This window comes from Parabacteroides sp. merdae-related_45_40 (assembly GCF_001915675.1).
In genome coordinates, this window is sequence record NZ_MNQY01000029.1 from 1 (window position 1) to 26,057 (window position 26,057).

29 protein-coding genes and 1 tRNA gene are annotated in these 26,057 nt (G+C 43.8%); 11 read left to right on the forward strand and 19 right to left on the reverse strand.

The window, feature by feature from the left end:
• Nucleotides 1-63 precede the first annotated feature (63 nt).
• The 4 genes from nadD to BHV83_RS00520 are packed head-to-tail and all read right to left on the reverse strand — an operon-like array spanning nucleotide 64 to nucleotide 2,293.
• On the reverse strand, nucleotides 64-645 hold the full coding sequence (gene nadD, locus BHV83_RS00505; protein ID WP_286755316.1) for a nicotinate (nicotinamide) nucleotide adenylyltransferase: 582 nt from the start codon (nucleotides 643-645) through the stop codon (nucleotides 64-66).
• 11 nt (nucleotides 646-656) lie between these two features.
• Nucleotides 657-836, reverse strand: coding sequence for a hypothetical protein (locus BHV83_RS00510; protein ID WP_022192875.1), 180 nt, complete (start codon nucleotides 834-836; stop codon nucleotides 657-659).
• A 3-nt stretch (nucleotides 837-839) separates the two neighbouring features.
• The gene (gene gmk, locus BHV83_RS00515) at nucleotides 840-1,406 is read right to left on the reverse strand and encodes a guanylate kinase (protein ID WP_005861508.1); all 567 of its coding nucleotides are present in this window, start codon (nucleotides 1,404-1,406) and stop codon (nucleotides 840-842) included.
• A gap of 14 nt (nucleotides 1,407-1,420) precedes the next feature.
• A complete protein-coding gene (locus tag BHV83_RS00520) occupies nucleotides 1,421-2,293 on the reverse strand; it encodes a YicC/YloC family endoribonuclease (protein WP_008774137.1) in 873 nt (290 codons plus the stop codon).
• 189 nt (nucleotides 2,294-2,482) lie between these two features.
• Here BHV83_RS00520 and tsaB point away from each other — a divergent pair, with 189 nt between their 5' ends.
• Both tsaB and BHV83_RS00530 read left to right on the forward strand, forming a co-directional pair.
• On the forward strand, nucleotides 2,483-3,199 hold the full coding sequence (tsaB, locus tag BHV83_RS00525; RefSeq protein WP_057327067.1) for a tRNA (adenosine(37)-N6)-threonylcarbamoyltransferase complex dimerization subunit type 1 TsaB: 717 nt from the start codon (nucleotides 2,483-2,485) through the stop codon (nucleotides 3,197-3,199).
• A 68-nt stretch (nucleotides 3,200-3,267) separates the two neighbouring features.
• A complete protein-coding gene (locus BHV83_RS00530) occupies nucleotides 3,268-3,414 on the forward strand; it encodes a hypothetical protein (RefSeq protein ID WP_005861514.1) in 147 nt (48 codons plus the stop codon).
• Between the two features lie 66 nt (nucleotides 3,415-3,480).
• Here the strand turns inward: BHV83_RS00530 and BHV83_RS00535 are convergent, their stop codons facing one another.
• From BHV83_RS00535 to BHV83_RS00560, 6 genes are all read right to left on the reverse strand, one after another.
• Nucleotides 3,481-4,641, reverse strand: a complete 1,161-nt coding sequence (locus tag BHV83_RS00535) for a sodium ion-translocating decarboxylase subunit beta (protein ID WP_005861516.1) — start codon at nucleotides 4,639-4,641, stop codon at nucleotides 3,481-3,483.
• 4 nt (nucleotides 4,642-4,645) lie between these two features.
• On the reverse strand, nucleotides 4,646-5,077 hold the full coding sequence (locus tag BHV83_RS00540; protein WP_005865787.1) for a biotin/lipoyl-containing protein: 432 nt from the start codon (nucleotides 5,075-5,077) through the stop codon (nucleotides 4,646-4,648).
• Nucleotides 5,078-5,098: 21 nt separating this feature from the next.
• Entirely contained in the window at nucleotides 5,099-5,986 is an 888-nt protein-coding gene (locus tag BHV83_RS00545; RefSeq protein WP_005865789.1) for an OadG family transporter subunit, read from the reverse strand.
• Nucleotides 5,987-6,007: 21 nt separating this feature from the next.
• Nucleotides 6,008-7,561, reverse strand: a complete 1,554-nt coding sequence (locus tag BHV83_RS00550; protein ID WP_005861522.1) for an acyl-CoA carboxylase subunit beta — start codon at nucleotides 7,559-7,561, stop codon at nucleotides 6,008-6,010.
• Between the two features lie 36 nt (nucleotides 7,562-7,597).
• Nucleotides 7,598-8,008, reverse strand: coding sequence for a methylmalonyl-CoA epimerase (mce, locus tag BHV83_RS00555; RefSeq protein ID WP_005861524.1), 411 nt, complete (start codon nucleotides 8,006-8,008; stop codon nucleotides 7,598-7,600).
• A gap of 128 nt (nucleotides 8,009-8,136) precedes the next feature.
• Nucleotides 8,137-10,548: a TonB-dependent receptor gene (locus BHV83_RS00560; protein WP_057327068.1), complete on the reverse strand. Its 2,412-nt coding sequence runs from the start codon at nucleotides 10,546-10,548 to the stop codon at nucleotides 8,137-8,139.
• Nucleotides 10,549-10,669: 121 nt separating this feature from the next.
• Here BHV83_RS00560 and BHV83_RS00565 point away from each other — a divergent pair, with 121 nt between their 5' ends.
• Genes BHV83_RS00565 through BHV83_RS00580 form a run of 4 tightly spaced genes read left to right on the forward strand, consistent with a single transcriptional unit; the run spans nucleotide 10,670 to nucleotide 13,127 of the window.
• A complete protein-coding gene (locus BHV83_RS00565) occupies nucleotides 10,670-11,230 on the forward strand; it encodes a nitroreductase family protein (RefSeq protein ID WP_036616854.1) in 561 nt (186 codons plus the stop codon).
• Nucleotides 11,227-11,994, forward strand: a complete 768-nt coding sequence (locus BHV83_RS00570; protein WP_286755367.1) for a Rossmann-like and DUF2520 domain-containing protein — start codon at nucleotides 11,227-11,229, stop codon at nucleotides 11,992-11,994. The genes BHV83_RS00565 and BHV83_RS00570 overlap by 4 nt, the downstream gene beginning before the upstream one ends.
• The gene (locus BHV83_RS00575) at nucleotides 11,987-12,508 is read left to right on the forward strand and encodes a KdsC family phosphatase (RefSeq protein ID WP_005865795.1); all 522 of its coding nucleotides are present in this window, start codon (nucleotides 11,987-11,989) and stop codon (nucleotides 12,506-12,508) included. The genes BHV83_RS00570 and BHV83_RS00575 overlap by 8 nt, the downstream gene beginning before the upstream one ends.
• Nucleotides 12,509-12,545: 37 nt before the next feature.
• The gene (locus BHV83_RS00580) at nucleotides 12,546-13,127 is read left to right on the forward strand and encodes a Maf-like protein (protein WP_005865796.1); all 582 of its coding nucleotides are present in this window, start codon (nucleotides 12,546-12,548) and stop codon (nucleotides 13,125-13,127) included.
• Between the two features lie 2 nt (nucleotides 13,128-13,129).
• Here the strand turns inward: BHV83_RS00580 and BHV83_RS00585 are convergent, their stop codons facing one another.
• From BHV83_RS00585 to BHV83_RS00625, 9 genes are all read right to left on the reverse strand, one after another.
• The gene (locus BHV83_RS00585) at nucleotides 13,130-13,507 is read right to left on the reverse strand and encodes a hypothetical protein (RefSeq protein ID WP_057327070.1); all 378 of its coding nucleotides are present in this window, start codon (nucleotides 13,505-13,507) and stop codon (nucleotides 13,130-13,132) included.
• An 8-nt stretch (nucleotides 13,508-13,515) separates the two neighbouring features.
• A complete protein-coding gene (locus BHV83_RS00590; RefSeq protein WP_121961297.1) occupies nucleotides 13,516-14,547 on the reverse strand; it encodes an FAD:protein FMN transferase in 1,032 nt (343 codons plus the stop codon).
• 22 nt (nucleotides 14,548-14,569) lie between these two features.
• Nucleotides 14,570-16,294, reverse strand: a complete 1,725-nt coding sequence (gene ilvD / locus BHV83_RS00595) for a dihydroxy-acid dehydratase (RefSeq protein WP_286755373.1) — start codon at nucleotides 16,292-16,294, stop codon at nucleotides 14,570-14,572.
• Nucleotides 16,295-16,338: 44 nt separating this feature from the next.
• Nucleotides 16,339-16,905 carry a manganese efflux pump MntP gene (locus BHV83_RS00600; RefSeq protein WP_008774127.1) on the reverse strand — a complete coding sequence of 189 codons (567 nt, stop codon included), beginning with the start codon at nucleotides 16,903-16,905 and terminating at the stop codon, nucleotides 16,339-16,341.
• 1 nt (nucleotide 16,906) lies between these two features.
• Nucleotides 16,907-17,428, reverse strand: a complete 522-nt coding sequence (locus tag BHV83_RS00605) for a nitroreductase family protein (RefSeq protein ID WP_121961616.1) — start codon at nucleotides 17,426-17,428, stop codon at nucleotides 16,907-16,909.
• Nucleotides 17,425-18,375, reverse strand: coding sequence for a glycosyltransferase family 2 protein (locus BHV83_RS00610; protein WP_005865808.1), 951 nt, complete (start codon nucleotides 18,373-18,375; stop codon nucleotides 17,425-17,427). The genes BHV83_RS00605 and BHV83_RS00610 overlap by 4 nt, the downstream gene beginning before the upstream one ends.
• A gap of 21 nt (nucleotides 18,376-18,396) precedes the next feature.
• A complete protein-coding gene (locus tag BHV83_RS00615) occupies nucleotides 18,397-18,927 on the reverse strand; it encodes a DUF4199 domain-containing protein (protein ID WP_005865810.1) in 531 nt (176 codons plus the stop codon).
• A gap of 126 nt (nucleotides 18,928-19,053) precedes the next feature.
• Nucleotides 19,054-19,127 (reverse strand) — tRNA-Thr (locus BHV83_RS00620).
• A gap of 303 nt (nucleotides 19,128-19,430) precedes the next feature.
• Nucleotides 19,431-20,477, reverse strand: a complete 1,047-nt coding sequence (locus BHV83_RS00625; RefSeq protein WP_121961617.1) for a DUF2776 domain-containing protein — start codon at nucleotides 20,475-20,477, stop codon at nucleotides 19,431-19,433.
• 36 nt (nucleotides 20,478-20,513) lie between these two features.
• Here BHV83_RS00625 and BHV83_RS00630 point away from each other — a divergent pair, with 36 nt between their 5' ends.
• The 5 genes from BHV83_RS00630 (at nucleotide 20,514) to BHV83_RS00650 (ending at nucleotide 25,981) form a co-directional block, all read left to right on the forward strand.
• A complete protein-coding gene (locus tag BHV83_RS00630) occupies nucleotides 20,514-21,341 on the forward strand; it encodes a type III pantothenate kinase (protein WP_005861554.1) in 828 nt (275 codons plus the stop codon).
• Nucleotides 21,328-22,608: a BamG family beta-barrel-assembly machinery protein gene (gene bamG / locus BHV83_RS00635; RefSeq protein ID WP_005865814.1), complete on the forward strand. Its 1,281-nt coding sequence runs from the start codon at nucleotides 21,328-21,330 to the stop codon at nucleotides 22,606-22,608. Before BHV83_RS00630 ends, bamG begins: the two co-directional genes overlap by 14 nt.
• 85 nt (nucleotides 22,609-22,693) lie before the next feature.
• Nucleotides 22,694-24,058 carry a tetratricopeptide repeat protein gene (locus BHV83_RS00640; RefSeq protein WP_121961293.1) on the forward strand — a complete coding sequence of 455 codons (1,365 nt, stop codon included), beginning with the start codon at nucleotides 22,694-22,696 and terminating at the stop codon, nucleotides 24,056-24,058.
• Nucleotides 24,059-24,060: 2 nt separating this feature from the next.
• On the forward strand, nucleotides 24,061-24,726 hold the full coding sequence (gene lptC, locus BHV83_RS00645; protein ID WP_008774124.1) for an LPS export ABC transporter periplasmic protein LptC: 666 nt from the start codon (nucleotides 24,061-24,063) through the stop codon (nucleotides 24,724-24,726).
• Nucleotide 24,727: 1 nt separating this feature from the next.
• Nucleotides 24,728-25,981: a hemolysin family protein gene (locus BHV83_RS00650; protein WP_121961620.1), complete on the forward strand. Its 1,254-nt coding sequence runs from the start codon at nucleotides 24,728-24,730 to the stop codon at nucleotides 25,979-25,981.
• The last annotated feature ends 76 nt before the right edge of the window (nucleotides 25,982-26,057 follow it).

Genomic DNA, 26,057 nt, shown 5'->3' on the forward strand with positions numbered 1-26,057 from the left:
TCCATGCTGTAACTTTTACGTTCTCTTGCTTTGTTTGACATCTTACACACGTTCTTTTAATTGTTAATTGCGTGTGAAGTAAATCTGTATCATGTCAGGCCGCACTCCTTCCGGCAGGAAGAAACGGATATCCTTGCCGGTTTGGTAAGCGTTACGGATAAATGTGGAGGAGATTTCCATCAAGGGAGCGTCTACCTTTTTCACGTTCGGATAAATGGTTGGGATCGAGATATCGAATCCTAGGCGGGGATAAATCAGCAGTTTGTAGTTTTGGAGTATTTTTTCATATTCTTTCCATCGGGGAAAAAGCTGCCAGTTATCGGCTCCCATGATAAAATAAAAGTCCCTATCCGGATAGTTGCTGGATAAGGCTCGCAAGGTATCAATGGAATAAGAAGGTTTCGGCAGGTGGAACTCAATATCGCAGACCTTGAATTTCGGATATCCGTCAATGGCGGCTTGGACCATTTCCAACCGTAGTGAGTCATCTAGCAAGTCATCCTTTTTCTTCAGCGGATTATGAGGCGTGACCACGAACCACACCTCATTCAGTCCCTCGAACTCACATAGCCAGTTCGCCAAGGCGAGATGGCCTATGTGAATGGGATTGAACGATCCACTGTAGATGCCGGTCTTGAGTCTCATCCGATTTATACTTACCCCTTCTTTTGCCAACCCTTATAGTTGATAAAACAAATGAATATATTAAATATCAGGGCACCCCCGATGATATACTCCTTATAATACAGGCTGATACCACCTAATACGAGGCTCGCTATCCCACAAACGATAGAAAGCCCCATCATAAAACGGGTATTCTTGAATATATTAGGCATAGACTATTTGTTTAAGAACTCACGAATGATCTTCAACGCGTCTTTTTGGGCAGTCTCCAGATCATCGTTTACGACAACCTTATCAAACTGTCCCGTGAACCCTAATTCATACTCAGCCTTGGCGATACGGCTTTCGATAACTTCCGGGCTGTCTGTTCCCCGTCCTTCCAATCGCTTCCGTAGGTCATCGATGCAAGGAGGTTGGATAAAGACAGACAGGGCACGGTCTCCATAGAATTTCTTGATATTGCATCCGCCTACCACATCCACATCGAAAATCACGTTGTCCCCTTCATTCAAGATACGCTCTACCTCGCTTTTTAACGTACCGTAATATTTATCGGTATACACCTCCTCATATTCCAAGAAGTCTCCATTAGCGATACGACTGCGGAACTCTTCCGGCGTAAGGAAATAATATTCCACACCATTCTTCTCGGTTCCCCGCGGAGCCCGGCTGGTAGCCGAGATGGAGAAACGAAGGTGTAAATCTTGTTTCAAAAGATAATTAATAATGGTTGATTTTCCGGAACCCGAGGGTGCGGAGAAGATAATTAATTTGCCAGCCATTCTCGTTAATCTTATTATAATACGTTTAGTACCTGTTCCTTGATTTGTTCCAACTCGTCTTTCATCTGGACCACGATCTTCTGCATCTCGGCGTGGTTGCTCTTTGATCCGAGCGTATTGATCTCACGCCCCATTTCCTGAGCGATAAAACCGAGCTTCTTGCCTTGGCCGTGACCGGATTCCATGGTTGAGATAAAATATTTCAAGTGGTTGTCCAGACGGTTCTTTTCCTCGTTGACATCCAGCTTCTCTATGTAATAGATCATCTCCTGCTCGAAACGATTCTTGTCGTAGTCCTTCTCGGCTATCTTTTGCAGGTTATCCATGATACGAGCCTTGATCTTCTCGATACGTTCCCCCTCGTATTTCTCCACTTCTTTCAACAGAGTGGCGATATTGGCTATCTTTTGCTCGAAAAGCTTTTGAAGCATGGCTCCTTCTTGGATACGGAAATCACACAGGTGCTTGATAGCGTCCTTTACCGTTTCTAAAACCACCTCCCATTCGGATTCGTCCGGTTCTACGGTCTCAGACTTGATTGCGTCCGGCATCCGGAGCAAGGTCTGGAACCAATCGTTCGGAACGCTGATATTCAGTTTCTCTGCGATCTCCTTGATTTGGTTGTAATAATTCTCTACGGCGGCAAGATTGATCTGTGTAGGAGTATCTTTGCCTATATATTCTATAAAGATATTGAACTCAACTTTTCCCCGCTCCAAAGATTGAAGTAACAGGCTCCGAAGCTCCATTTCCTTATCCTTGTATATGGAAGGGATACGGGTGGACAAATCCAATTGCTTACTGTTTAAAGCCTTTATCTCTACGGTTACTTTTTTTGAAGGGAGCTCGGCAGTAACCTTACCGAACCCAGTCATTGATTGTATCATTTTTCTCAAAAGTTTGCGCAAAGATAGTGGTTTCCTTTTAGATTTGATGTTTATTTTCTCATAAATAGATGTTTCTCATAGGGCTGCCTTGATAGCATAATGAATTTTTGTATACCTTCGCAGCCTAATCAGATTGAAGGATTGAGATTGTTTGTTCGTTCAATTATCAATTGTTAATAGTTAATTATTATGTCATTGATCTTAAATATCGAGACATCCACTTCCGTATGTTCAGTAGCCCTGTCGGAAGGGGAGGAGGTGGTCTTTGAGAAGGCTTCCTTCGAGGGGCCGTCTCATACGGCGTTATTGGGCGTTTATATGGAAGAGGCATTAGAAGCTGCGAAGTCGAAAGGGATAAAACTGGATGCTGTGGCGGTAAGTAGCGGACCCGGATCTTATACGGGGTTACGCATCGGGGTGTCTGTGGCTAAAGGATTATGCTTTGGGTATGGTATTCCTTTGATCGGTATTCATACGCTGGATATTTTAGCGTCTGCCGCTATTCAGAAAAATAAGGAGGAGGCCGATTGCTTGTATTGCGCTATGTTGGATGCCCGTCGTATGGAAGTCTACTCTTCGATTTATGATTCCCATCTCAACACGATACGTGCCACGACTGCTGATATCGTAGATGCTGATTCGTATGCTTCTTTTTTAGAGAACGGTAAGGTTTGTTTCTTTGGAGACGGTGCCGCTAAATGTGAGACGGTAATCACTTCTCCGAACGCCTGTTTTATAGATGGTATCTATCCATTAGCTGTAAATATGGTATCCTTGTCGCAGAAAGCATATGATGATGGCCGTTTTGAGAATGTGGCTTATTTTGAGCCTTTCTATTTGAAAGAATTCCAAGCAACGATCGCTAAGAACAAAGTGCTGAACGAGGCGTTAGGGAAAAACAAATAAGAGTAAGGGTACACAACCAAATTCATGTTCCGGCTGTTTATTCTAAAATGAATAAATCAGTTAAAGACATGAGAAAGAAAAGTGTGAATACGCTATTGGTATTTGGTGTGGTTGTCGCTATAATCCTTTTGATGATCTGGTTGTTCCTCGGGACAACGTTGGTGGAGGATACGAGTACGGAGATTAGTCCGGTTCCTATAGAGCAAGCTAACTGAGAACAATAACATAAAAAGGCGGGATCCTTTCGGACCTCGCCTTTTTTAATATAGATAGTTGTTTTATTAACCAAGGAATCCTAGCAAGATACCGGCAGCTACAGCGGAACCGATTACACCTGCTACGTTCGGACCCATAGCGTGCATCAACAAGTAGTTGGTCGGGTCATATTCCAAACCTACAACTTGTGAGATACGAGCTGAGTCAGGAACGGCGGATACACCGGCGTTACCGATAAGCGGATTGATCTTATTGCCGTCTTTCAATATTAAATTGAATAACTTAACGAACAATACACCGGCGCAAGTAGCGATCACGAATGATAACGCACCTAGACCGAAGATCTTGATAGAGTTCAATGTCAAGAACTGTGTAGCTTGGGTAGAAGCACCTACCGTGATACCCAATAAGATCGTGATTGTATCGATCAGCGGACCACGAGCAGTCTCTGCCAAACGACGAGTCACGCCACTTTCTTTCAATAAGTTTCCGAAGAATAGCATACCTAACAATGGTAAACCGGACGGAACCAAGAAGCAAGTAAGCAACAAACCAACGATCGGGAAGATAATTTTTTCCGTGGAAGAAACGGCTCTCGGCGGTTTCATACGGATCAAACGCTCTTTCTTAGTCGTAAGCAATCTCATGAACGGCGGTTGGATAATAGGAACCAACGCCATGTATGAGTAAGCGGATACCGCGATCGCACCCATTAAGTTTGGCGCTAACTTAGAAGAAAGGAAGATAGCCGTCGGACCGTCAGCACCACCGATAATACCGATAGCACCTGCTTGGTTCGGCTCAAATCCCATTTGAAGAGCAATCGTATAAGCACCAAAGATACCGAACTGAGCCGCTGCACCGATCAACATCAACTTAGGATTGGAGATCAATGCGGAGAAGTCGGTCATGGCCCCGATACCGAGGAAGATCAATGGCGGATACCATCCAGAGGTCACACCCTGATAGAGGATGTTCAGTACAGACCCTTGCTCATAAATACCTACCTGAAGACCTGCGTCCTTGAAAGGGATATTACCGATCAAGATACCAAATCCGATAGGGATCAAAAGCATCGGTTCAAACTCATATTTAATCGCCAGGAATATAAACAACAGACCTACCAGAATCATGATGAGATGTCCCGGAGTAGCGTTGTATACACCTGTATAGGTAAGGAACAGTTGTAAGTTCTCACCTAAGAATGTTAAAAAGCTCTCTTGCATAGTCTTATCCGATTACTACGAGATCAGCACCTTCTAGCACAGAGTCTCCCTTGTGTACTTTAATTTCTATAATCTTACCGTCACGGTCTGCGTTGATGTTGTTCTCCATCTTCATAGCCTCAAGGATAATCAATGTTTGACCTCTCTTCACGGTATCACCTACGTTGCACTTAACCTGCAAGATAACACCTGGCAGCGGAGTCTTAACAGCGCCTTGTGTAGTAGAGGCTGCCGGACGAGTAACTACAGGGTCGCCACTTGCTGTTGTCGGTGCTTGAGCCGGACGTTTCAATGTAACCATTTGTTTCTTCGCCGGTTTCTCTAATTTTACTTGATAAGGTGTACCATTTACTTCAACATCTGCGATGTCATCCACTACAGAATTGATGTGTACTTTATATACGTTACCGTTAATGGTATATTTAAAACTTTTCATTCTTTGTTCGTTTTTAGATAATTACTTATGTGGGGTTTGACGCAAACCGTAGAGTTTTGAACTCCAAGGAGAATAAGTCCTTTGTACCTTGTGGATCGTAAGAACCGTGTGCTCGATGTCATGATTGTCATCACTCATCTCGTACAAAGCGGTAGCGATAGCGGCAAAGATCTCACCAGACTCTTGTCCGGCGTCAACCGATACACTTGTTGTTCCCGCAGCTTTTTGAGCGTTACGTTTGCTCGCGGATATAGACAATCTACCGATCTGCTTAAAGATGATGTATAACAAAAATAATCCCAAGAACACTACAGCCATAGCGGTAATGGTCATACCGATACCTAAAGAGTCATTCTGTTTGAAATTATCGATTTTCTCATTAGAATCCAATGTTAGGTTATTCGTACTGGGAGTAACTTTCTTCAGCTGTGCCCATTCATCTTTACCATCGATCACTCTACCGTAACTGATATCAGCCATTTGTCCGGCAGGGATCGTAACTTCGTCGATCAATGTTTTACCATCTGCATCATACAGAGCTATATAATTCTCCTTAGAGGGATCTAATACGAAGTTAACGTGGAATGTACCTCTGCCCGGCTGTCCGTCAGCCCAAAATAGTGTGTGCTGGCGGGGTTGGATCTGAGTCAATACGTCTCCCTTCGGGATCGGATATTTCATGGGATTGTTTTTGTCGTCTGTCAAATAACATCCCGCAATATTTACCGTTCCGGCCGAAGTGTTGAACAACTCAATCCAGCCATGACGTTTGCCATAGTCATCAACGAAGTTATCCTCGTTGATAACCAATACTTCATTAATACGCATGGAGGTTGCGCGCTGTGCCTTTGCCCCGAATGAAATGAGCAAAGCGAACAGTAGCAATACCCCTATTTTCTTATTTATCATATTCATCTCCTGTTTTACGGATTATAGAGGCAGGTTATCATGTTTCTTAGCAGGATTGCTTAACTTCTTAGTCTGCAATTGCTGCAAAGCACGAATAATACGGAAACGAGTGTTACGCGGTTCGATAACATCGTCGATATAACCGTATTGAGCTGCGTTATAAGGATTAGCGAATGCTTTCTTATATTCAGCTTCTTTCTCTGCTGCGCATGCTTTCGGATCTTCAGCGGCTGCTACTTCCTTGGCGAAGATAACCTCTACGGCACCGCTCGGGCCCATAACGGCGATCTCGGCTGTCGGCCATGCGTAATTCATATCACCACGTAAATGTTTAGAACTCATCACGCAATAAGCTCCACCGTAAGACTTACGCAATGTAACGGTAATCTTAGGAACGGTAGCCTCACCATAAGCGTAAAGCAATTTAGCGCCATGAAGGATTACACCGTTGTATTCCTGACCTGTACCCGGAAGGAATCCCGGAACGTCAACCAATGTTACCAAAGGAATATTGAAAGCGTCGCAGAAACGAACGAAGCGACCTGCTTTACGAGATGCGTTGCTATCCAAGCATCCTGCCATAACCTTCGGCTGGTTAGCTACGATACCGACGGATTGTCCGTTGAAACGAGCGAAACCTACGATGATATTCTTAGCGTAGTCCGCATGGACCTCTAGGAACTCGTTGTTATCGACGATCGTACCGATAACCTCATACATATCGTAAGATTGGTTGGCGTTATCGGGAATGATATCGTTCAATACATCATCCAGACGATCGATCGGGTCTTTGCACTCAACTAACGGCGTTTCCTCTAAGTTGTTCTGAGGTAAGAAACTGAGCAATTTACGAATCAATTGCAAACCATCTTCTTCTGTATCGACAGCGAAATGGGCTACACCCGATTTGGTAGTGTGTACGCTGGCTCCACCCAACTGCTCTTGGGTTACATCCTCACCTGTTACGGTTTTTACGACTTTCGGACCAGTCAAGAACATATAGCTGGTACCACGTGTCATGATGTTGAAGTCTGTCAAAGCCGGAGAATAAACGGCTCCACCGGCGCAAGGGCCGAAGATACCGGAAATCTGGGGAACAACACCGGAAGCCAAGATGTTACGTTGGAAAATCTCTGCGTATCCTGCCAAGGCGTTTACACCTTCTTGGATACGAGCTCCACCGGAGTCGTTCAAACCGATAACGGGAGCGCCCATCTTCATGGCTTGATCCATTACTTTACAGATCTTCATAGCCAAAGCCTCAGACAAGGCTCCACCGAATACGGTGAAATCTTGAGCGAAGATATATACCAAACGTCCGTCGATCGTACCATAACCTGTTACGATACCATCGCCTAAATATTTAGTTTTCTCGATACCGAAGTTTGTACAACGGTGTTGAACAAACATGTCGAATTCCTCGAAACTACCTTCGTCAAGCAACATGGCGATACGCTCACGAGCGGTATATTTGCCTTTTTTGTGCTGTGATTCGATTCTTTTCTCTCCTCCACCCAAGCGAGCTTGCTCACGAAGTGCGATGAGCTCTTTTACTTTTTCAAGCTGGTTACTCATTGTATTTTGATTTGTTGTTAGAAATGAACGGATTAATTATTTGTTGCCCGGCATGCAAAGCTCTGTCAATACGCTGCAAGTTGATTTCGGGTGAAGGAAAGCGATGTTCAAGCCTTCCGCGCCACCACGGGGAGCTTTATCGATTAATTTAACGCCTTTTTCCTCAGCCTCGTTCAAAGCTGCCTGTACATCAGGTACCGCGAATGCGATATGGTGGATACCTTCACCTTTTTTCTCGATAAATTTTGCGATCGTGCTATCTTCGCTGGTCGGCTCTAGTAATTCAATCTTAGTCTGTCCTACCTTGAAAAATGCGGTTTTTACTTTTTGGTCTGCTACTACTTCGATATTGTAGCATTTTAATCCAAGAACGCCTTCATAATAGGGTAAACAAGCCTCGATACTCTTCACTGCGATACCTAAATGTTCGATATGTGTAAGTTCCATGTCAATAATAATTTAAAGATTTAGTAAATGTTTGTTTCTATTGTGTGCAAATGTACACTACTTTTTATGAATGAGGAAATAATTTTTTGTTTTTATCTCCCAGTAAATGTGTTTAAAGATACATTTTATTAAAAATCGACAATCAGACGAACGTTCAATTGACGTCCGGTCAGATAGTTTGGAACTGCGTATTGGACATTATATACATCTGTTATCCAATAGTAGGAACTAACGTTTTTGATGTCTAATATGTTAAATACATCCAGACCTAGCCAAATGTTTTTCAAATGGCGGAAGAAGCCCCTGTCCATGATAGCGTCCGTGCCTCCTGCCAATTGATAGGAGAGGCCGATATCTACACGTTTGTAGGCGGGCGTACGGAAATAGCCGGCTTCGTATCCTTTGCCCGGGATTGTCTGGGGAAGTCCTCCGGATAGAACTCCTTTCAGATTTAGCTTGACTCGTTTATAGCCCGGGAAATAATCTTGGAAGAAGAGTGAGATGTTGTAGCCTTGGCTATTGGCCATAGGAACGGTCGTTTTTTCCCGGATGGTTTGCTGGGCTTTCATCAAGGAGAAGCTGATCCATGAGTCGGTACCCGGTACGAATTCTCCGAAGAATTTGACATCGAGTCCCATGGCGTAACCTTTGGCGCAGTTCTCACCGTAATAGCGGATCTTGACGTTATCTACGGTGTAGGGATTCAGATTGTCCAGCTTTTTATAGTACATCTCGGCGGTCACCTTGAAATTCCGGTCTACGGCACGGAACGTATAATCTCCTCCCAATATGAAATGGATGGAGCGTTGTGACTTTAGATCTTTGTTCAATACCGTGATATTATTGCCGTTCTTATCTTTGTCTACTCTACGTAATTCCTTGTAGAAGGGCGATTGATAATACAGTCCGGTGGCGAAACGGAGCGTCAAGTCTTGGTCGAAGTTCGGGATAAAGCCCAATGAGGCACGGGGACTGAAAAGGAACTCCTTATTATAAGTCCAATAACTACCTCTAACCCCTGCGACTAACGTGAACAGACCTTGCTTGGTCCTGAATTTGAATGCGTCTTGCGCATAAGCGGAAAAGCGTGTGCTTTCTATCTGATTATCAGAAAAGAGGTTCGAATATACACTTACGTTATTACCGGTTTGGGGCAAAGAATAACCTGAGGAATCCCTTTTTTCCCATTCACTGATCTTATCATTGATTTTCTCCATTTGTACCGTGGCTCCCCATTTCAACGTATTGTTTAAAAGGCGGGCCATCCCATAGTGCCCGACATTCATGACGGTGGAGTTCAAACGGTTTCGTGCGTGCTCGTGATAACGGCCTACGGACATGGCGGCTGACGCGTCGTCATTCGGATTTTCCGCTCCGTTCTCGCTCAGCCAATATTCTCCGGCGATATCGTATCCCTCTTCTTCCTTGCTTTTGAAAGCGGAGGCTTGAAGTCCCAACTCTGTGTTCTCATTGGGGTTGTGTTTCAATGTAAGCGCACCGAATAAGGTTTGGAAACGGTCTCTTTCCCTTCCGTCGAAATAGACTTTGAAGTTCTTGGGATGCTCGGCTGTACCGAAAGAGGTTTCCCGGCTATAAGGGGTGAATTTATAATTATTGTTAGCGAGGTTTCCCAAGAAATTGATTTCCCATTTAGGGGCCAATTGGTACGTGATGTAAGTTTGCAAATCGATAAATTTAGGGTCGTATTCTGCGTCTGTATCCATGGTACCCAAAATAGACCGACCGCTTTTAAAGCGGAAACCCGTTACTTGGGTAAATTTACCGATAGAACTGCCTACATAAGCATTTGCGCCCAACAAGCTCGCGGAAGCCGAGCCTTCGAATATCTTAGGCTTTTTATAGGTAATATCCAGCACGGAACTCATCTTGTCTCCGTAACGAGCCTCGAAGCCACCGGCGGCGAAATTGACCGCCTCCGTTAGGTCCGGATTGATAAAGCTAAGGCCCTCTTGTTGTCCCGAGCGAATCAGAAGCGGACGGAATACCTCGATACCATTCACATAAACGATATTTTCATCATAACTACCTCCACGTACGGAATACTGGGAACTTAGCTCGTTATTGGACGATACGCCGGCAAACGTAACGACCAAGCTCTCTATACTACCTCCGGAGGGATCGGGCAATAACTTGATTTTGTCCGCGTTTAGGGACTCCATGGTCGTGGTCTGCTTGCGGATGGCAGTAACGGATACTTCCCCTAAATCAAATGAGGTATTGTTCATCTGTACGTTCAGGCGCATATCCGCTTGTGCCGAGGGAATGATACGCTCTGCCTTATTATATCCCAGACAAGAGTAAATAACGGAGATAGAATCCCCCGGCGATATGGAAAAGGAATAATATCCCTTCTCGTTGGTCATGGAGCCAATCAACGTGTTCTTAACCCGGACATTCACTAATTCCAGGGGGTTACCGTCGGCGTCACGGACATAACCAGTGATTTTTATGCGGCCCTCGCCAAAGGCACTCACGGAAATAAGTATAAATAGCAGCGCGGCTATCGCACGAATCTTCATAATCTATTGTTCAATTATAAAAATACTAACGAGAAAAAAGAACGATACGTATATATGGGTGCAAAAAATTATATTTATATTTGCGAATCTTAATATTAAAAGAGTACAAAGAACGAAAAAAATGGAGAGTTTTGCAACACTTATACAAAATAGAAGAAGTACACGTAAGTTTACCGAACAACTACTTTCACCCGAGCAGGTAGAACTGATCTTGAAGGCGGCGTTGATGGCTCCGGCCTCAAAACGTAGTAATCCTTGGCAGTTCGTGGTCGTGGAAGATAAGGAAATGTTGAAGAAACTTGCCGGGTGTAAGAAAAATGGTTCCGCTTTTCTGGAGGGTTGTGCCTTGGCCGTGGTTGTCTTGGCGAATGTGATGGAAAGCGATGTTTGGATCGAGGACGCTTCGGTCGCTTCTATTTATATGCAATTGCAAGCGGAGGATTTGGGATTGGGCAGTTGCTGGTGTCAGATCCGGAACCGGGTAACAGAGGACGAGGTGGATTCGAATAATTATGTTCGTTCGTTGCTGGATATCCCTTATCAATTGGATGTCTTGTCTATCATTGGTATCGGTTATAAGGATCAGGTTCGTAAGCCTTTTGATGAATCCCATTTACAATGGGAGAAGATACATATAGGAAAGTTCTCTCTTCCGGAAGAAAATAAAGAGACGGGAGAATGAGAGTCGTATTTGTTGGTGCCGGAAACTTAGCTACCCGGCTTTCGTTGGAAATGCGTAAGTCCGGAATGAGTATCGGGCAAGTATATAGTCACACAAGTGAGCATGCTAAGATTTTAGCTGATGAATTGGGATGTGGGTGGACCGTGATCCCGGAAGAGATTGTGGAAGATGCCGACTTGTATGTTTTCTCTTTGAAAGATGCCGTGCTCCAAGATGTTATCGCCCGTGTAAAACCGAATAACGGTTTGTGGGTGCATACGGCAGGGAGTATGCCAATCTCTGTATTTGAAGGTCTTACGGCTAGATATGGGGTGGTTTATCCGTTACAAACGTTTAGTAAGAGTAGGGAGGTGGATTTCAAGAAAATACCGTTCTTTTTAGAGGCGAACTCGTCTGAAGATGAGAAGGTGCTGGGAGAGGTGGCTAGGGCGCTCTCCAGTGATGTCCGTTTCCTCTCCTCCGAGAAGCGAAAGAACTTACATTTAGCGGCGGTTTTCGCTTGTAATTTTACGAATCATATGTATGCGCTAGCTGAAAAGATCTTGGAAGAACAGCAAATACCGGGAGAGGTCTTGTTACCTTTGATAGACGAGACAGCCGCTAAGGTACATGTAATGTCGCCGGCGCGAGCCCAAACGGGACCAGCTATACGATATGACGAGAATGTGATAAACAAACATATGGCTATGCTTAAAGATCCGGATATGCGAAATTTATATGAGCTGATTAGCCGAAGTATACATAAGGAGGCTCGACATGAGTAGTATAAACTATGATTTGAGAAAAATAAAGGCTTTTGTCTTTGATGTAGACGGGGTGCTATCCTGCGATGTGATTCCGCTTCACCCGAATGGCGATCCGATGCGTACTGTCAATATCAAGGATGGCTATGCCTTGCAATTGGCCGTGAAGAAAGGTTATGAGGTCGCTATAATTACGGGTGGATATACGGAAGCCGTACAGATTCGCTTTTCTCGTTTGGGAATACAACATATTTATATGCGTAGCGCTGTAAAGGTGCATGACTTTAAGGATTTCATGGAAAAAACGGGCTTGTCTCCTGAGCAAATCATGTATGCGGGTGATGATATTCCTGATTATGAGGTAATGACGCGAGTCGGATTGCCGGTGGCACCTGCGGATGCGGCTCCGGAGATCAAGGAGATAGCGAAATATATATCCTCCCGGCGAGGTGGCGAAGGCGTAGCTAGGGACGTGATCGAGCAAACGATGCGGGCTCAAGGACACTGGTTCGGCGAGGAGGCTTTTGGGTGGTAAAATTTTGGTGAATGTGTAACGCTTAATCGAATAGGTTATGTTAGAGAATTTAAAAAAGTACAAGATCGTCTTAGCCTCTAATTCTCCGAGACGACGGAATTTGTTATCTGGTCTGGATATCGACTTCGAGGTGAGGATAATTCCGGATATTGACGAGTCTTACCCGGATTCTATTGACTCCATGGAGATCCCTTTATATATTGCCCGTTCGAAAGCGGAGGCCTATAAATCGACTATGGCGGATGATGAATTGCTAATCACGGCAGATACGATCGTTTGGACGTTTGACGGGGTTATGGGGAAGCCTGCGAACCGGGAGGAAGCTTATGCTATGCTTCATGCTTTGTCGGATCATGTACATCAGGTAATAACCGGCGTTTGTATCATGACGAAGGACAAAAATGTAGGCTTTTCCGTCGAATCTGCGGTTTGTTTCGCAAAATTGGGTGATGAAGAGATTAATTATTATTTGGATAAATATAAACCTTATGATAAAGCGGGAGGGTATGGCATTCAGGAGTGGATCGGTTATATCGGGGTAGAGGCTATCAATGGTAGCTTTTATAACGTGATGGGATTACCTGTGCAAAAGCTTTATCAGGAATTGAAACATTTTTAATCTCAATTCAAGGTAAAGTATTTATCCTTCATATAATATTCTATCTGATTTAATGTGTGCGCTAAGGCTGGGGGAATCGGTAAGACGACCGGTTTCTCCACATTCCATTCCGGGTCATTTATGATCATGTCGGATAGGCTGCCCGCATGTATTAAGATAAGGCGGGTATGGGCTGAGGCTATAACCTTATGATTGGTGTTTTGCGCAAGTAGCATGAAATGATCTTTTGCCACTTCCGCTATATGTGTCCCTTCTTGGCTGTAAATAATAAGTTTTCCCGAAAATACGAAGATTAATAGATTATCCGTGGTTGTGGTATTAAACAGGGAATCTCCGGCTCTCAGTATTTTGCATTCAAGTTGATTTAGATAACGCTTCATGTAGGAACTTAAGGATTTTCGAGGATAGCCAATGTTTTTCTGTTAGGAAGGTATTCCAACATACCTTTTGAGTAGGTGACTTTCTGTTGTCCGTTGTTGTCCGCATAAATAATAAAATACTCTATTTGGGGGATGGATTGTGCCAGTAGCTTCGCTTTCTCGACTCCCAAAACCATGAAAGTCGTAGCGTAAGCGTCTGCTGTCATACAATCTTCCGCCACGATGGTCGCGCTAAGAATATTTTGTCCAGCGGGATAACCGGTCGCCGGATTGATCGTATGGGCATATTTCTTACCATCCTTGATGTAGAAGTTTCGGTAGTCACCAGAAGTAGCCACACCCCCTTTTTGGCATAATTGTACGATCTCTTCAACATCATTTGTTACGCCACTTGTCCCTATTTCCGGCTTGTTGATGCCGACTCGCCAACAGTCACCTTGTTGATTTACGCCTTTCATGGTGACCTCACCACCTATTTCTACCATGTAGTTCTTTACGCCTTCCTTTTCCAGCAGGCGGGCGATGACATCGCAAGCATAACCTTTTGCGATGGACGAACAATTCAATAGAATCCGGGGATCTTCTTTGATGATTTTCTTTCCTTCCAATCTCACTTTTTGATAACCGACGAAAGCCTTTATGCTATCGATCATCTGCGGGGTTACGCTATCCATCTTACTGAATCCGAATCCCCATAGATTAATTAATGGAGCACAAGTAATATCAAAAGCTCCTCCTGATTTTTGGGAGATTTCTTCCGCCTTATTGAATACTTCGGTAAACCATTCGTCTACCTCCACATCCTCGTTATTATTGACTTTCGCGATCGTGGAGTTGGGGTTGAAAGGATTTAAGGAGAGGTTAAAACGTTGCAGCTCGCTGTCGATCTTATCGGTTAGGATTTGCTTGGCCTTGTATTTGATGTGGTAACTTGTATGAAAAACAGAACCACTCTCTTCGAAATATTGGCCCTTGTCCGAGCAAGCCGTAAGCGATAAGATCAACAGGCTGACTAATATGGAAATATTCTTGCGCATCATTATGAAATTTTATGTCGCGAACTTACATAAAAAATTCCATATATGCCCCTTTCATGGGGGAGACGCTATTGTGTGTATAAATATCAAGGATTCCTTTTTTATATTGTGACTCTGGTTTTATCCAATGTGCACGCCTTTCGGATAGGATCTTTTCTATCTCTTCCACGCTTCTCTCAATACTGTCGGTACCGATTATATCCAATGTTCTCGCTGGAATATCGATACGGATCAAGTCATCGTTCTCGACCAAGGCGATTGGTCCCCCCTCGGAAGCCTCCGGGGATACATGTCCGATCGCCGGGCCTCGGGTCGCTCCGGAGAAACGACCGTCGGTGATCAATGCGATGGTCTCTACCAGCTCAGGATCGGAGGCGATCGCTTCTGTCGTATAAAACATTTCTGGCATTCCACTTCCTTTCGGTCCTTCATAACGGATAAATACCGCTTCTCCCGGATGGATTTTCTTTTGTAATACCGCCTCAATAGCGTTCTCCTCACAATCGAATACCCTCGCTTTCAGGGTGACTTGCATCAAGCGGGGTGAAATCGCCGAATGTTTTACGACTGCCCCTTCGGGCGCTAAATTTCCTTTCAATATAGCGATGGCTCCTTGTGCCTTGATCGGTGTATGAAGAGGTTTGATAATATCGCCAACCTTTACTCCTAGGGTAGGAAGATATTTATGGCAATTCTCATAGAAGCCGTTGAGTTGTAAATCTTTTAAGTTTTCTTCCAATGTTTTGCCGGTAACAGTCATGACGTCGAGATGGAGGAATTCTTTAATTTCTTCCATGATCGCCGGTACGCCTCCCGCATACCAGAAATATTCGCCGGGCCAAAAACCGCTGGGACGTATATTTAAAAGGTAGGGGATCTTACGATGTATCTTGTCGAACAAATCCGGTGATAACTGGATTCCCAGTTCGTGGGCGATAGCTGGAAGATGAAGCAGGCTGTTGCTGGAACCCGCTATGGCGGCATGTACCATGATCGCATTTTCAAATGCTTGTATCGTCATGATATCGGAGGGTTTTAACTCTTCTTTCGCTAGTCCGAGTGCATGTTCTCCGGCTTTACGGGTGGTTTCTTTTAACTCGGGTAAATGGGCGGGGATCAAGGCGGAGCCCGGTAAAGCGATGCCAAGCGCTTCTGCCATTACTTGCATCGTAGAGGCGGTACCCATGAAAGAGCAAGCTCCACAATCCGGACATGCGTCACGCTTATAAACCATGAATTGTTCTTCCGTTATTTCTTTTCGCTCGTATTGGGCGCTATAGGTACCGATTTGTTCTAACGTGAGTAGGTTGGGACCGGCTTTCATTATACCACCGGGCATGAATATAGCAGGCATATCTAGCCGGGCTATCGCCATCAAATGCGCAGGGACGGATTTGTCGCAACTGGCTATAAAGACACCAGCGTCGAAAGGAGTCGCTTTTACATGAATCTCCATCATGGCGGCCATGATATCACGGGAGACTAATGAGTAGTTCATACCATCGTGTCCCTGCGCCTCTCCATCACAAATATCAGTGACGAAGTAGTTTGCGGCACGTCCCCCCTTTTCCTTTATACCGATTCCTGCCTCGTCCCCCAATTTATCCAGATGGGCGCTTCCCGGATGGCTATGTCCGTAACTGCTTTCTACAATGATTTGCGGTTTACTCAATTCGTCGATTTTCCAACCGCTGCCTAGCCGGAGTGAATCCAGCTCCGGCGCTAGTTTTCGTAATTGCTGGCTTTTCATGTCTATTAATTAATGTATAAGGTTATTTATTCAATAAGGTATCCCTAGCTAAAGAATACATGCTCTATCAAAATCTTTGTACCGATACCGATTAAGATTAAACCTCCGATGAGGTCCAGCTTCAAGTCGATTCTCTTGCCGAATCGGTTACCGAAATAGACACCGAAGGCAGAGATAGCGAAGGTGACAACACCGATAGTCGAGGCTTGCAGCAAGAGCGGTGATTTTAAGATCGCCAGAGAGATTCCTACGGCGAGGGCATCGATACTTGTCGCTATTCCCAATCCGCATAATGTCCGGTTACATAGAGGATCGAATTTCCCGTCTTCCTCCTCTTCCTTCGTGCTATCGTATATCATTTTTCCACCTAAGTAAAGCAAGAGGGTAAATGCGATCCAATGGTCGAAGGCGCAAATGTATTTTTCGAATCCTAATCCCATCGTATAACCGATCACGGTCATTCCGGCTTGGAATATACCGAGCACGCTCGCTATCTTTATAATATTACCGGCGGTGCAGTTGTTCTTAAGAACTGCGCCGCCGGTAACTGATACTGCTAGGCTATCCATGGATAAGCCGATCGCTAGTAGCAGAACTTCAATGTATAACATACTAGAATGATTCCCGTTTAATAATTTCTTCTATGGGCTTACGTTTCTTTGGAGTCTCATCGAATAATGCCGGGTCGGAAGGATAGCCGAACGGTATCAATACAACAGGCTCGATCGTTTCCGGAATTTTAAAATGTTTACGGCAAAGCTCCGTGTCGAAATTGCAAACCCAACAAGTTCCCAATCCTTGTTCGGTAGCGGCTAAACAAATGTGTTCCGTAGCGATAGCCGTATCGATATCCATATGATCCTTATGATCGCCCCGTTTCCAAGATTGCTGATGATCTCCGCAAACGATCAAGTAATAAGGCGCTTGCTTGAACCATTCCCGGGGATAGCATTCTTGTAATTTAGCTTTTCCTTCCGCACTTTGAACCCATACAAAATACCAAGGTTGATAATTTACCGCCGAAGGGGCCAAACGAGCTGCTTCTAGGATATAATCAATCTTTTCTTGCTCTACGTTTTTGGGGGCATACTTTCGGATAGAGCAACGTTTTCTCGCTAATTCTAGGAAACTCATATCTCATCCTCTATTTTATAGTTATTGCGATTCGGAGAATTACGGGAAATCAACTCCCCGATAAAGCCCGCTAGGAACATCTGGGTTCCCAGAATCATCGCTGTCAATGAAATATAGAAATAAGGGGAACTTGTAACCAAAGGTCTTAGATCTCCAGAGTACATCGAGATCAATTTCATGCTGAGTACGATTACTAGAGCGATAAAACCAATGAAGAACATAGCGCTTCCCCATAAACCGAAGAAGTGCATCGGTTTCTTTCCGAATTTGGAAGTAAACCAAAGCGTGATCAAATCAAGATAACCGTTCACGAAGCGATCCAACCCGAATTTAGTAGTTCCGTACTTGCGGGCTTGATGTTTCACTACTTTCTCGCCAATCTTGTGAAATCCGGCAATCTTAGCTAAATAAGGTATGTAACGGTGCATATCGTTATACACCTCTATATTTTTAATGACAACATTCTTATACGCTTTCAATCCGCAGTTGAAATCGTGTAAGTTCTTTATTCCCGAGAATTTACGAGCTGTCGCGTTGAATAATTTCGTGGGGATCGTTTTAGACAACGGGTCATATCTTTTCTTTTTCCAACCGGATACCAGATCGTACCCGTCTTCGGTGATCATCCGGTAAAGTTCGGGTATCTCATCCGGGCTGTCCTGTAGATCGGCGTCCATGGTAATGACTACGTCACCTTTAGCCCGCTGGAATCCGCAGTGCAATCCCGGCGACTTGCCGTAGTTGCGACGGAACTTGATTCCCCGGATATGTGGAGAACGTTGTTTCAACTCCTCGATCACTTCCCAAGAATTATCCGTACTACCGTCATTCACGAAAATGACTTCGTAGGTATAATTATGTTCTTTCATCACCCGCTCTATCCACGAGAATAACTCGGGTAAAGACTCGGCTTCGTTATACAACGGGATAACAACTGATATGTCCATTATTTGTCTGTAATTAACTTTTTAGCGGTTTTCAGTGATGGAACCAGTCGAATTGTTCCTGCACAAGAGAGCCGCTACCGGTATAGAAAGTATGATGCCGTAAAATACGTTATTAAATATTCCTTGTATGGCCATATGGATTGGCGAGATGCGAATATTGCTGAGCGAGTCGAGCATATCCGAGTTAACTTGGCTATCTTTTAATGCAGTCGTTAATTGCCCGATCGCATTTGCCACGAAATCAGGTGGGGCGATGAACTGATAAAAGACAAAGTATTCAAGCGAGACGATCAATGCGGCGAAAAAATACAACATCGTGCCGAATCTCCATGCATGAAAGAAACTGATCCTTCCACCGATGTCGTGCCGATATCTTTTCGTCATGTAGTAGGCGATGAAAGGGACGGCGAGCGTCAATAGCCAATAGACAAGACTCAAGGAGGGGACTGAAACGCTGAAGATGAAAAAGATGTATTTCACTACCCAATATATACCCATGGCCAAACCATAAGTCATAGCGCCTTTTAAAAGTAAATTCTTATTCTCTTCCATGATGTTGCTGTTTTGAATTCTTATCAGCAAAGTTAATATATTAATGCAAATGCGCAACTATATTATGTCTAAAATAGAAAAAAGGAAGCCTACGTATAAGCTTCCTTTTAAGTTGTGTTTTATCTGAGCCTCTTGTCGGATTCGAACCAACGACCCCGAGATTACAAATCACGTGCTCTGGCCAACTGAGCTAAAGAGGCAGGTGGGTAAGCTTACTACATCGCGGGATTCCGAGGGAGCATGCCGTGTAGGACTTACCCGGGTGCAAAAGTAGATATTATTTTTTACTTTGCAAGCGTTTTCTTACTCTTGGGATGATAATTGTTTATAAAGAATTGAAAACCTTATGCTTTTGGTAGTGTTAAAGAATGTTTTATGTATTGTGGCCGATGGTTTATCAAAGAATGTTGATCTTTTCATTGTGAGGAAAAAACATTTTCATCATGAAGAAAAAGTATTTTCACCGTGAAGAAAAAGTATTTTCATCACGATGAAAAAACAGTTTACTTGGAAGAGGTTCCGCTTTCCAATATGCTGACGATGGAGAACAACGTAAAGCAGATCGCTCCCAGTCCGGCCAATACCCGTGCGGGAATGGCATAATAACTATGCTCGGCCGCCATCTCGAAAAGGAAAGCGGAGAGGAAAAGGCAGAATAAAGCCGTGAATATAGGAATCAATGGAATTCGGTTGGCAAGCTTGAATTCTTCCCTCCATATTTTAGACAGCAAGATCACCTTGCTGGAGATACTATAGCAAACTAATCCAAGGCCGATCATGATATATCCGGTTGAGGCATTAGCCGGGTCGCTATCTCCTAATACGAAGAGACCCCATATCAGACTGATAGATCCCATCAGGATGACAAAACGGTGCCATAGCCTTTTTTCCAATCGGGAATATGTGTTTCTTATTTGTCGGGCGATCGTGGCGACTAAAGCGATTAAGCTGCTGCAAATACATGCTAGTCCGGCCATCACGTGCCCGGCGACAAAGTATTGGGAATGCTCGTCGCTATGCGCTAGCAACCGGTAAGCCCAAATCCATGCGACTATGGATATAAATGATGCTACAAGGATCAAGAATACCCCCTGCCAAAAGTTGAACGCTTTGTCTGGTATTCTGGGATCGTCGCTTTTGGCGTTCATTTGTATTAAGGTGAATCGGGTAGAGGCGGTAGCCGTTGTCGCTACGCATGCAGTTATAAGGCCCACCCCGCAAATGACATGGCCCGCGACAAAGTCTGCTGGCGTCGGTGAGGACATGAGTAAGATAAAGCCCGCCAGAAAAGTGATGGTTGCCGAGAGATATCCAAGGATAGGCAAAGCGAATCTGGCTACATTATTATATGTATGGATAATTTGACGAATAATGGTCGCTGCCGTAGCGAACAAAGCTATACAAATAAAGCCAAGAGAGAATACGACAGGTCCGGCGACGAATCTGCTGGAGTCCACTCCATAGTTAAAGACAAAAAATCCATAACCGAAACAAAAGAGGGCCATTAGCAATGGAATCGCCCTGAATAAGACACTAATCCCGTAATTCATAACTTGTTTTTTATTTAGATTTTTCTTCAAACAGAGATGCGATCCTTTTTGTTCAAGAAGAATTTTAGAGGTTATACGATGTTTTTGCGTGTTATTTCATCATTTTTGTTTTTCTTTGCGGAAAATATCAGAGAAGTGAATCTTATTATAGAACAAGGTAACACGTCATCAAAGGTCGCTGTGTATAAAAATGGGCATATAGAGGCTTCTTTTGTATACAAGCAATTCGGTGTATCTGTGGTCGCTGCTCTTTTTGAGAAGTACGCTTTTACGCAAGGCATTTTATCGACGGTGATAGATACGGACGATGAGTTGATCGCTTATCTAAAAAATAAGCTTCAGCGTTTTGTCTTTCTGGATGAACATGTAGCTTTACCGATCAAGGTGGAATATGGGACGCCGAAAACGCTAGGCAAGGACCGTTTGGCCGCTGTCGTGGGGGCGAATTATTTGCGGCCGGGAAAAAATCTGCTGGTTATCGATGCCGGTACCGCTATCACGTATGAGGTGATAGAAGCGCCGGGTATCTTTCTGGGGGGGAATATCTCTCCGGGGATGACAACCCGTTTTCGAGCGTTGAACCATTTTACGAAGAAACTGCCTTTGGTAACGGAAGAGGATGATATACCGCTTATCGGGAGAAGTACGGAAACGGCTATCCAAGCGGGTGTGGTGAATGGGATTGTTTACGAGATGGACGGATATATTGACGAGCTGAAAGTAAAATATCCGGATCTTTTGGTTTTTTTAACAGGCGGTCATTCGTTTTATTTTGAAAGACGGCTAAAAAACTCCATCTTTGCAGACATTAATTTAGTGTTGACAGGATTAAACAGAATCTTAGAGTATAATGTTGAAAATTAATAAGGTAGTAATAATAAGTTTTCTTATCTTTACACAATTGCCATTGTGGGCTCAAAATAACACGAACTCGCCTTATACGCGATTTGGATATGGAGAGTTGGCGGATCGATCTTTTGGTGCCGGAAGGGCGATGGGTGGAGTCGGTTATGGATTAAGGTCCTCTAAACAGATAAATCCATTAAATCCAGCATCTTATAGTTGCATGGATTCGTTGACATTCCTTTTTGATTTTGGTGCGTCCGGTCAGGTGTCTTGGTTCTATGACGGTACGAACAAGCAACGACAGATGAATGGAAACGTGGAGTATATCGCCATGCAATTTCCGATCACCCGGCGTTTAGCGATGAGTATTGGTTTATTACCTTATTCATATGTAGGATATGATTTCGGCGAGAGCCGTACCGAGGGCGGTTTAAGTTGGGGAGAAAGCTTTAGTGGCGAAGGTGGCTTAAGCGATGCCTATTTAGGGCTCTCCTATGATATTTGGAAGAAGCGTCTTTCCATTGGTGTGAACGCCGGATTTTTATTTGGAAATATAACACATTCCCGCAACTTGATTTTCCCGAGCTCGACAGGGGCGGACGATGTGTATAGAAACCAACGTTATGAGATTCGTGATTTAAAGTTAGATTTTGGTATTCAATATACGCATCCTTTGAGTAAGACGGAGCATGTCACGGTAGGTTTCGTTTACTCTCCCGGAAAAAAGTTGAATACGACTGTGTATGATACTCAGCTTGTCGGTTCTTCGGCTACATCCGGATATACAAGGAACGATACAATTAAGAATTATCGGTTTGATATGCCGAACTCTTACGGAGCGGGTATCTCCTATGTGAAAGAGAATCGGTTGACATTAGCCGCGGACTTCTTATATGAGGACTGGGCGAACGCTTATTTTGATAACGAGAAAGGCCAATTCAAGAACCGTACACGTGTGGCGGCTGGTGCCGAGTTTATTCCTCGTTATGATAATCGTAATTATTTGGGGCGTATCAGATACCGTGCCGGTTTTCATTATAGCAATTCGTACTTAAGAGTCAGTCGCTCCGAGGAGAATGGTTATAAAGGACATGGTTATAATGAATATGGGGCGAGTGTCGGTTTTGGGCTTCCATTGATCGATAACCGTTCATTAGTGAACCTGTCATTTGAATACGTGAAGATCCGTCCGGAATTACGTACAATGATTGATGAGCAGTATTTCCGGTTTACTGTGAACTATACATTTAACGAATTATGGTTTTTTAAACGAAAAGTGGATTAAACCGGGAATGGCCGAAAGGGTCTAATGAGTATGATACTTTTTTGAAGGAATATAAATATTATAGCTAACTTTAATAGAAAGAGATATGAAGATCAAAGTTTTATTACTAGCGCTTGGATGTACTATGGGTACGTTAGGCGCTTATGCGCAGAAAGGAGTAGATAATGGTACACAGTTCGGTTCCGGTGAGGATAGCGTGCGTTGTATTACCAATATCAGCTTGTTCGTTCCTTATGCGAAAGCCGGAAACTTCAAAGACGCCTTTGATTTCTGGAAGATCGTGTACGATGAGTGTCCTGCCGCTACAAAAGATATCTATTTGTACGGTGTGAAAATTATGGGCTGGAAGATCGCCCAAGAGAAAGATCCCGCTAAGAAGAAAGCTCTTATTGATGATTTGATGGGAGTTTACGACAAGCGTGTGAAATATTTTGGAAATGATCGCCGGTATGGAAAAGACTGGATCGTTGCTCGAAAAGTGCAAGATTATTTAGCGCAAACTGGCGATAATGCCGACTATAATCAGGCCTATACTTGGTTGAAGGAGATCGTTGATGAGAAAGGTGCTGATACGGAGGCTCTAGGTCTCTCCTTGTTTAGTTTCTCTTCTATGAAGAAAATGGTTAACGATCCGAACTTCAAAGAACAGTATATTCAAGATTATTTGAAGGTTTCTGGTGGCTTGGATGCTCAATTAAAAGCTGCGCAGGCTGCAAACAATCAAAAAGAAGTGAATGCCTTGACCGCATATAAGAGTGGTGTTGATAATGCCTTTGCGAATAGTGGTGCTGCCGATTGCGAGACTTTGCAGAATTTGTATGCTGCTAAGATCGAGGAGAATAAGGACAACTTACCTTATTTGAAAGAGACTATATCCTTGTTGAGAAGAACAGGTTGCCAAGAAATCGAGGCTTACTTTTTGGCATCAGACTATGCTTATCGTCAAGAACCTAGTGCCGAGGCAGCTGTTGGGCTAGGAAAGAAAGCCGTTAAGATAAAGGATTATGATACGGCTATTAAATACTTTGATGAGGCCGCAAATTTAGAAACGGACGCGACTTCAAAAGCTGATGATTATTATATGATCGCATTGTTGCTGTTTGAGCAAAATGCTTATTCAAAGGCTAGACAATATTGCCAGAAAGCTTTGGAGGCAAATCCTAATTATGGCAATGCCTATTTATTGATCGGTAAGATGTATGCCGCTACTTCCAAGTCTGTTTTCCCGAACGACGGAGTACTGGCAAGAGCTGCTTATAATGCCGCTATCGATAAATTTGAGAAAGCGAAACAGGTAGATCCGAGTGTTGCTGAAGAGGCTAATACTTTGATATCATCTTATCGTGCTCACCTTCCTTCTACGGAGGAGATCTTCATGCACCCGGATTTGGAGAAGGGCAAACCTTTCACTGTCGGTGGTTGGATCGGAGAGCGTACAACGATTCGGTAATTATGATAGGAAATCGTTTTCATTGTAAAACGGAAAATATGGGCATAACAACTACCTTCGTGGTGGTTGTTATGCTTCTTTTGTTTTCTGCCTCTTGCAGTAAGGAGCATAAGGAGGTGGTTGATGTTGAGTTTGACCCGGACAAGACTTATACGATGAAGGCTACGGATGTGTCATCCTTGATCTCCGATTCTGGTATCACGAGATATCGCTTGAAAGCGAAAGAGTGGCAGATTTATGGGAAGGCGGCGGAACCCCATTGGTATTTCCCTGAGGGGATCTACGTGGAGAAGTTCGATACCTTATTCCAGACAGAAGCGAGTATTAAGGCGGATACAGCCTATTATTATGATAAAAAAGGGCTTTGGGAGCTGATCGGTAATGTAGAGGTGGAAAGTCTGCAAGGGGAGCATTTTGAGACTTCCCAATTGTTCTGGGACCAGAAGCAAGAGAAGGTTTATTCTGATAAGTTTATGCGTATCGAGCAAGAAGATAAGATCATAACAGGTATAGGTTTTGAGTCGAACCAAGATATGACTCAGTATAAGATATTTAACTCACAGGGTATTTTCCCGGTGAGCGATGCTCCGGCCGATACGACACGGACAGCTCAGGGGGATAGTGCCCGGGTAGATGTGTCACAAATAGATTCAATAAAAAGTAATTAAGGTGGGGACGCTGACTTATATTTTAATTTCCCTCGCATTTTCCGCATTCTTTTCCGGGATGGAGATCGCTTTTATCTCCTCCAATAAGCTTCGTTTCGAGCTGGATAAGAAGGAACGTAGTCTATCCAGTAAGATACTGGGTGTTTTCTATCGTAATCCAAATTTGTTTATCTCTACCATGTTGGTAGGAAATAATATTGCGTTGGTCGTTTATGGTCTTCAGATGGCAATCGTATTGGAGCCGTTTATAGCCAAGGTGGTTGCGAATGAGGCATTGATCGTTTTTATCCAATCCGTGATATCTACGATCTTGATTTTGTTTGCCGGGGAGTTTATTCCCAAGACCATATTTAAGTTGAATCCTAATTTATCACTCAATATATTTGCGATACCATTATTTATCATATATATCATCCTGTATCCGGTCTCCAAGTTCTCATCCCTGCTATCTTTTTTGATTTTGAAGTTAGGGGGCGTGAAGAACTTGAAAAGTTCACCTCAGGCATTAGGCAAGGTAGACTTGGATTATTTTATACAGCAAAGTCTGGAAGATGCACCTCAAAATTCGGATATGGATACGGAGGTTAAGATTTTCCAGAATGCCTTAGATTTCTCGAATGTCCGTTTGAGGGATTGTATCGTGCCCCGGACGGAGATTGTAGCCTGTGATACGTCGGCTACGATAGAGGAATTGCGTTCTAAGTTTATCGAGACAGGACTTTCGAAGATATTGGTGTATAACGAGAATATTGACGATATTATCGGGTATATCCATTCTTCCGAGCTTTTCAAGAATCCGGAGGATTGGACCCAGCATATCCGTAGCGTATCGATCGTTCCGGAGACGATGGCGGCGAATAAACTGATGAAACTGCTGATGCAAGAGAAGAAGAGCTTGGCTGTTGTCGTGGATGAGTTTGGCGGTACGTCGGGTATCGTGACACTTGAGGATTTGGTGGAGGAGATTTTCGGAGAGATTGAGGACGAGCACGATATGAAGTCGCATGTGGCTAAAAAAGTATCGGACAATGAGTATTTGCTGTCGGGTAGGATGGAGATTGATACCTTGAACGAAATGTTCGGGTTGGATCTTCCGGAGTCGGATGATTATGTCACCATCGCCGGTTTTATCTTGCACTTCTATCAAAAATTCCCGAAATTGAACGAGACTGTCCAGATCGATAAATATTCGTTTAAGATAATCAAAGTAACGGCTACGAAGATCGAACTTGTACGTATGAAAGTAGGGATTTGATAAAAAAAAGGATTATATGCTGTGGAATTTCCTTTTTTTCATATCTTTGTGCCCTTAAAATGTGAAATAATAAACT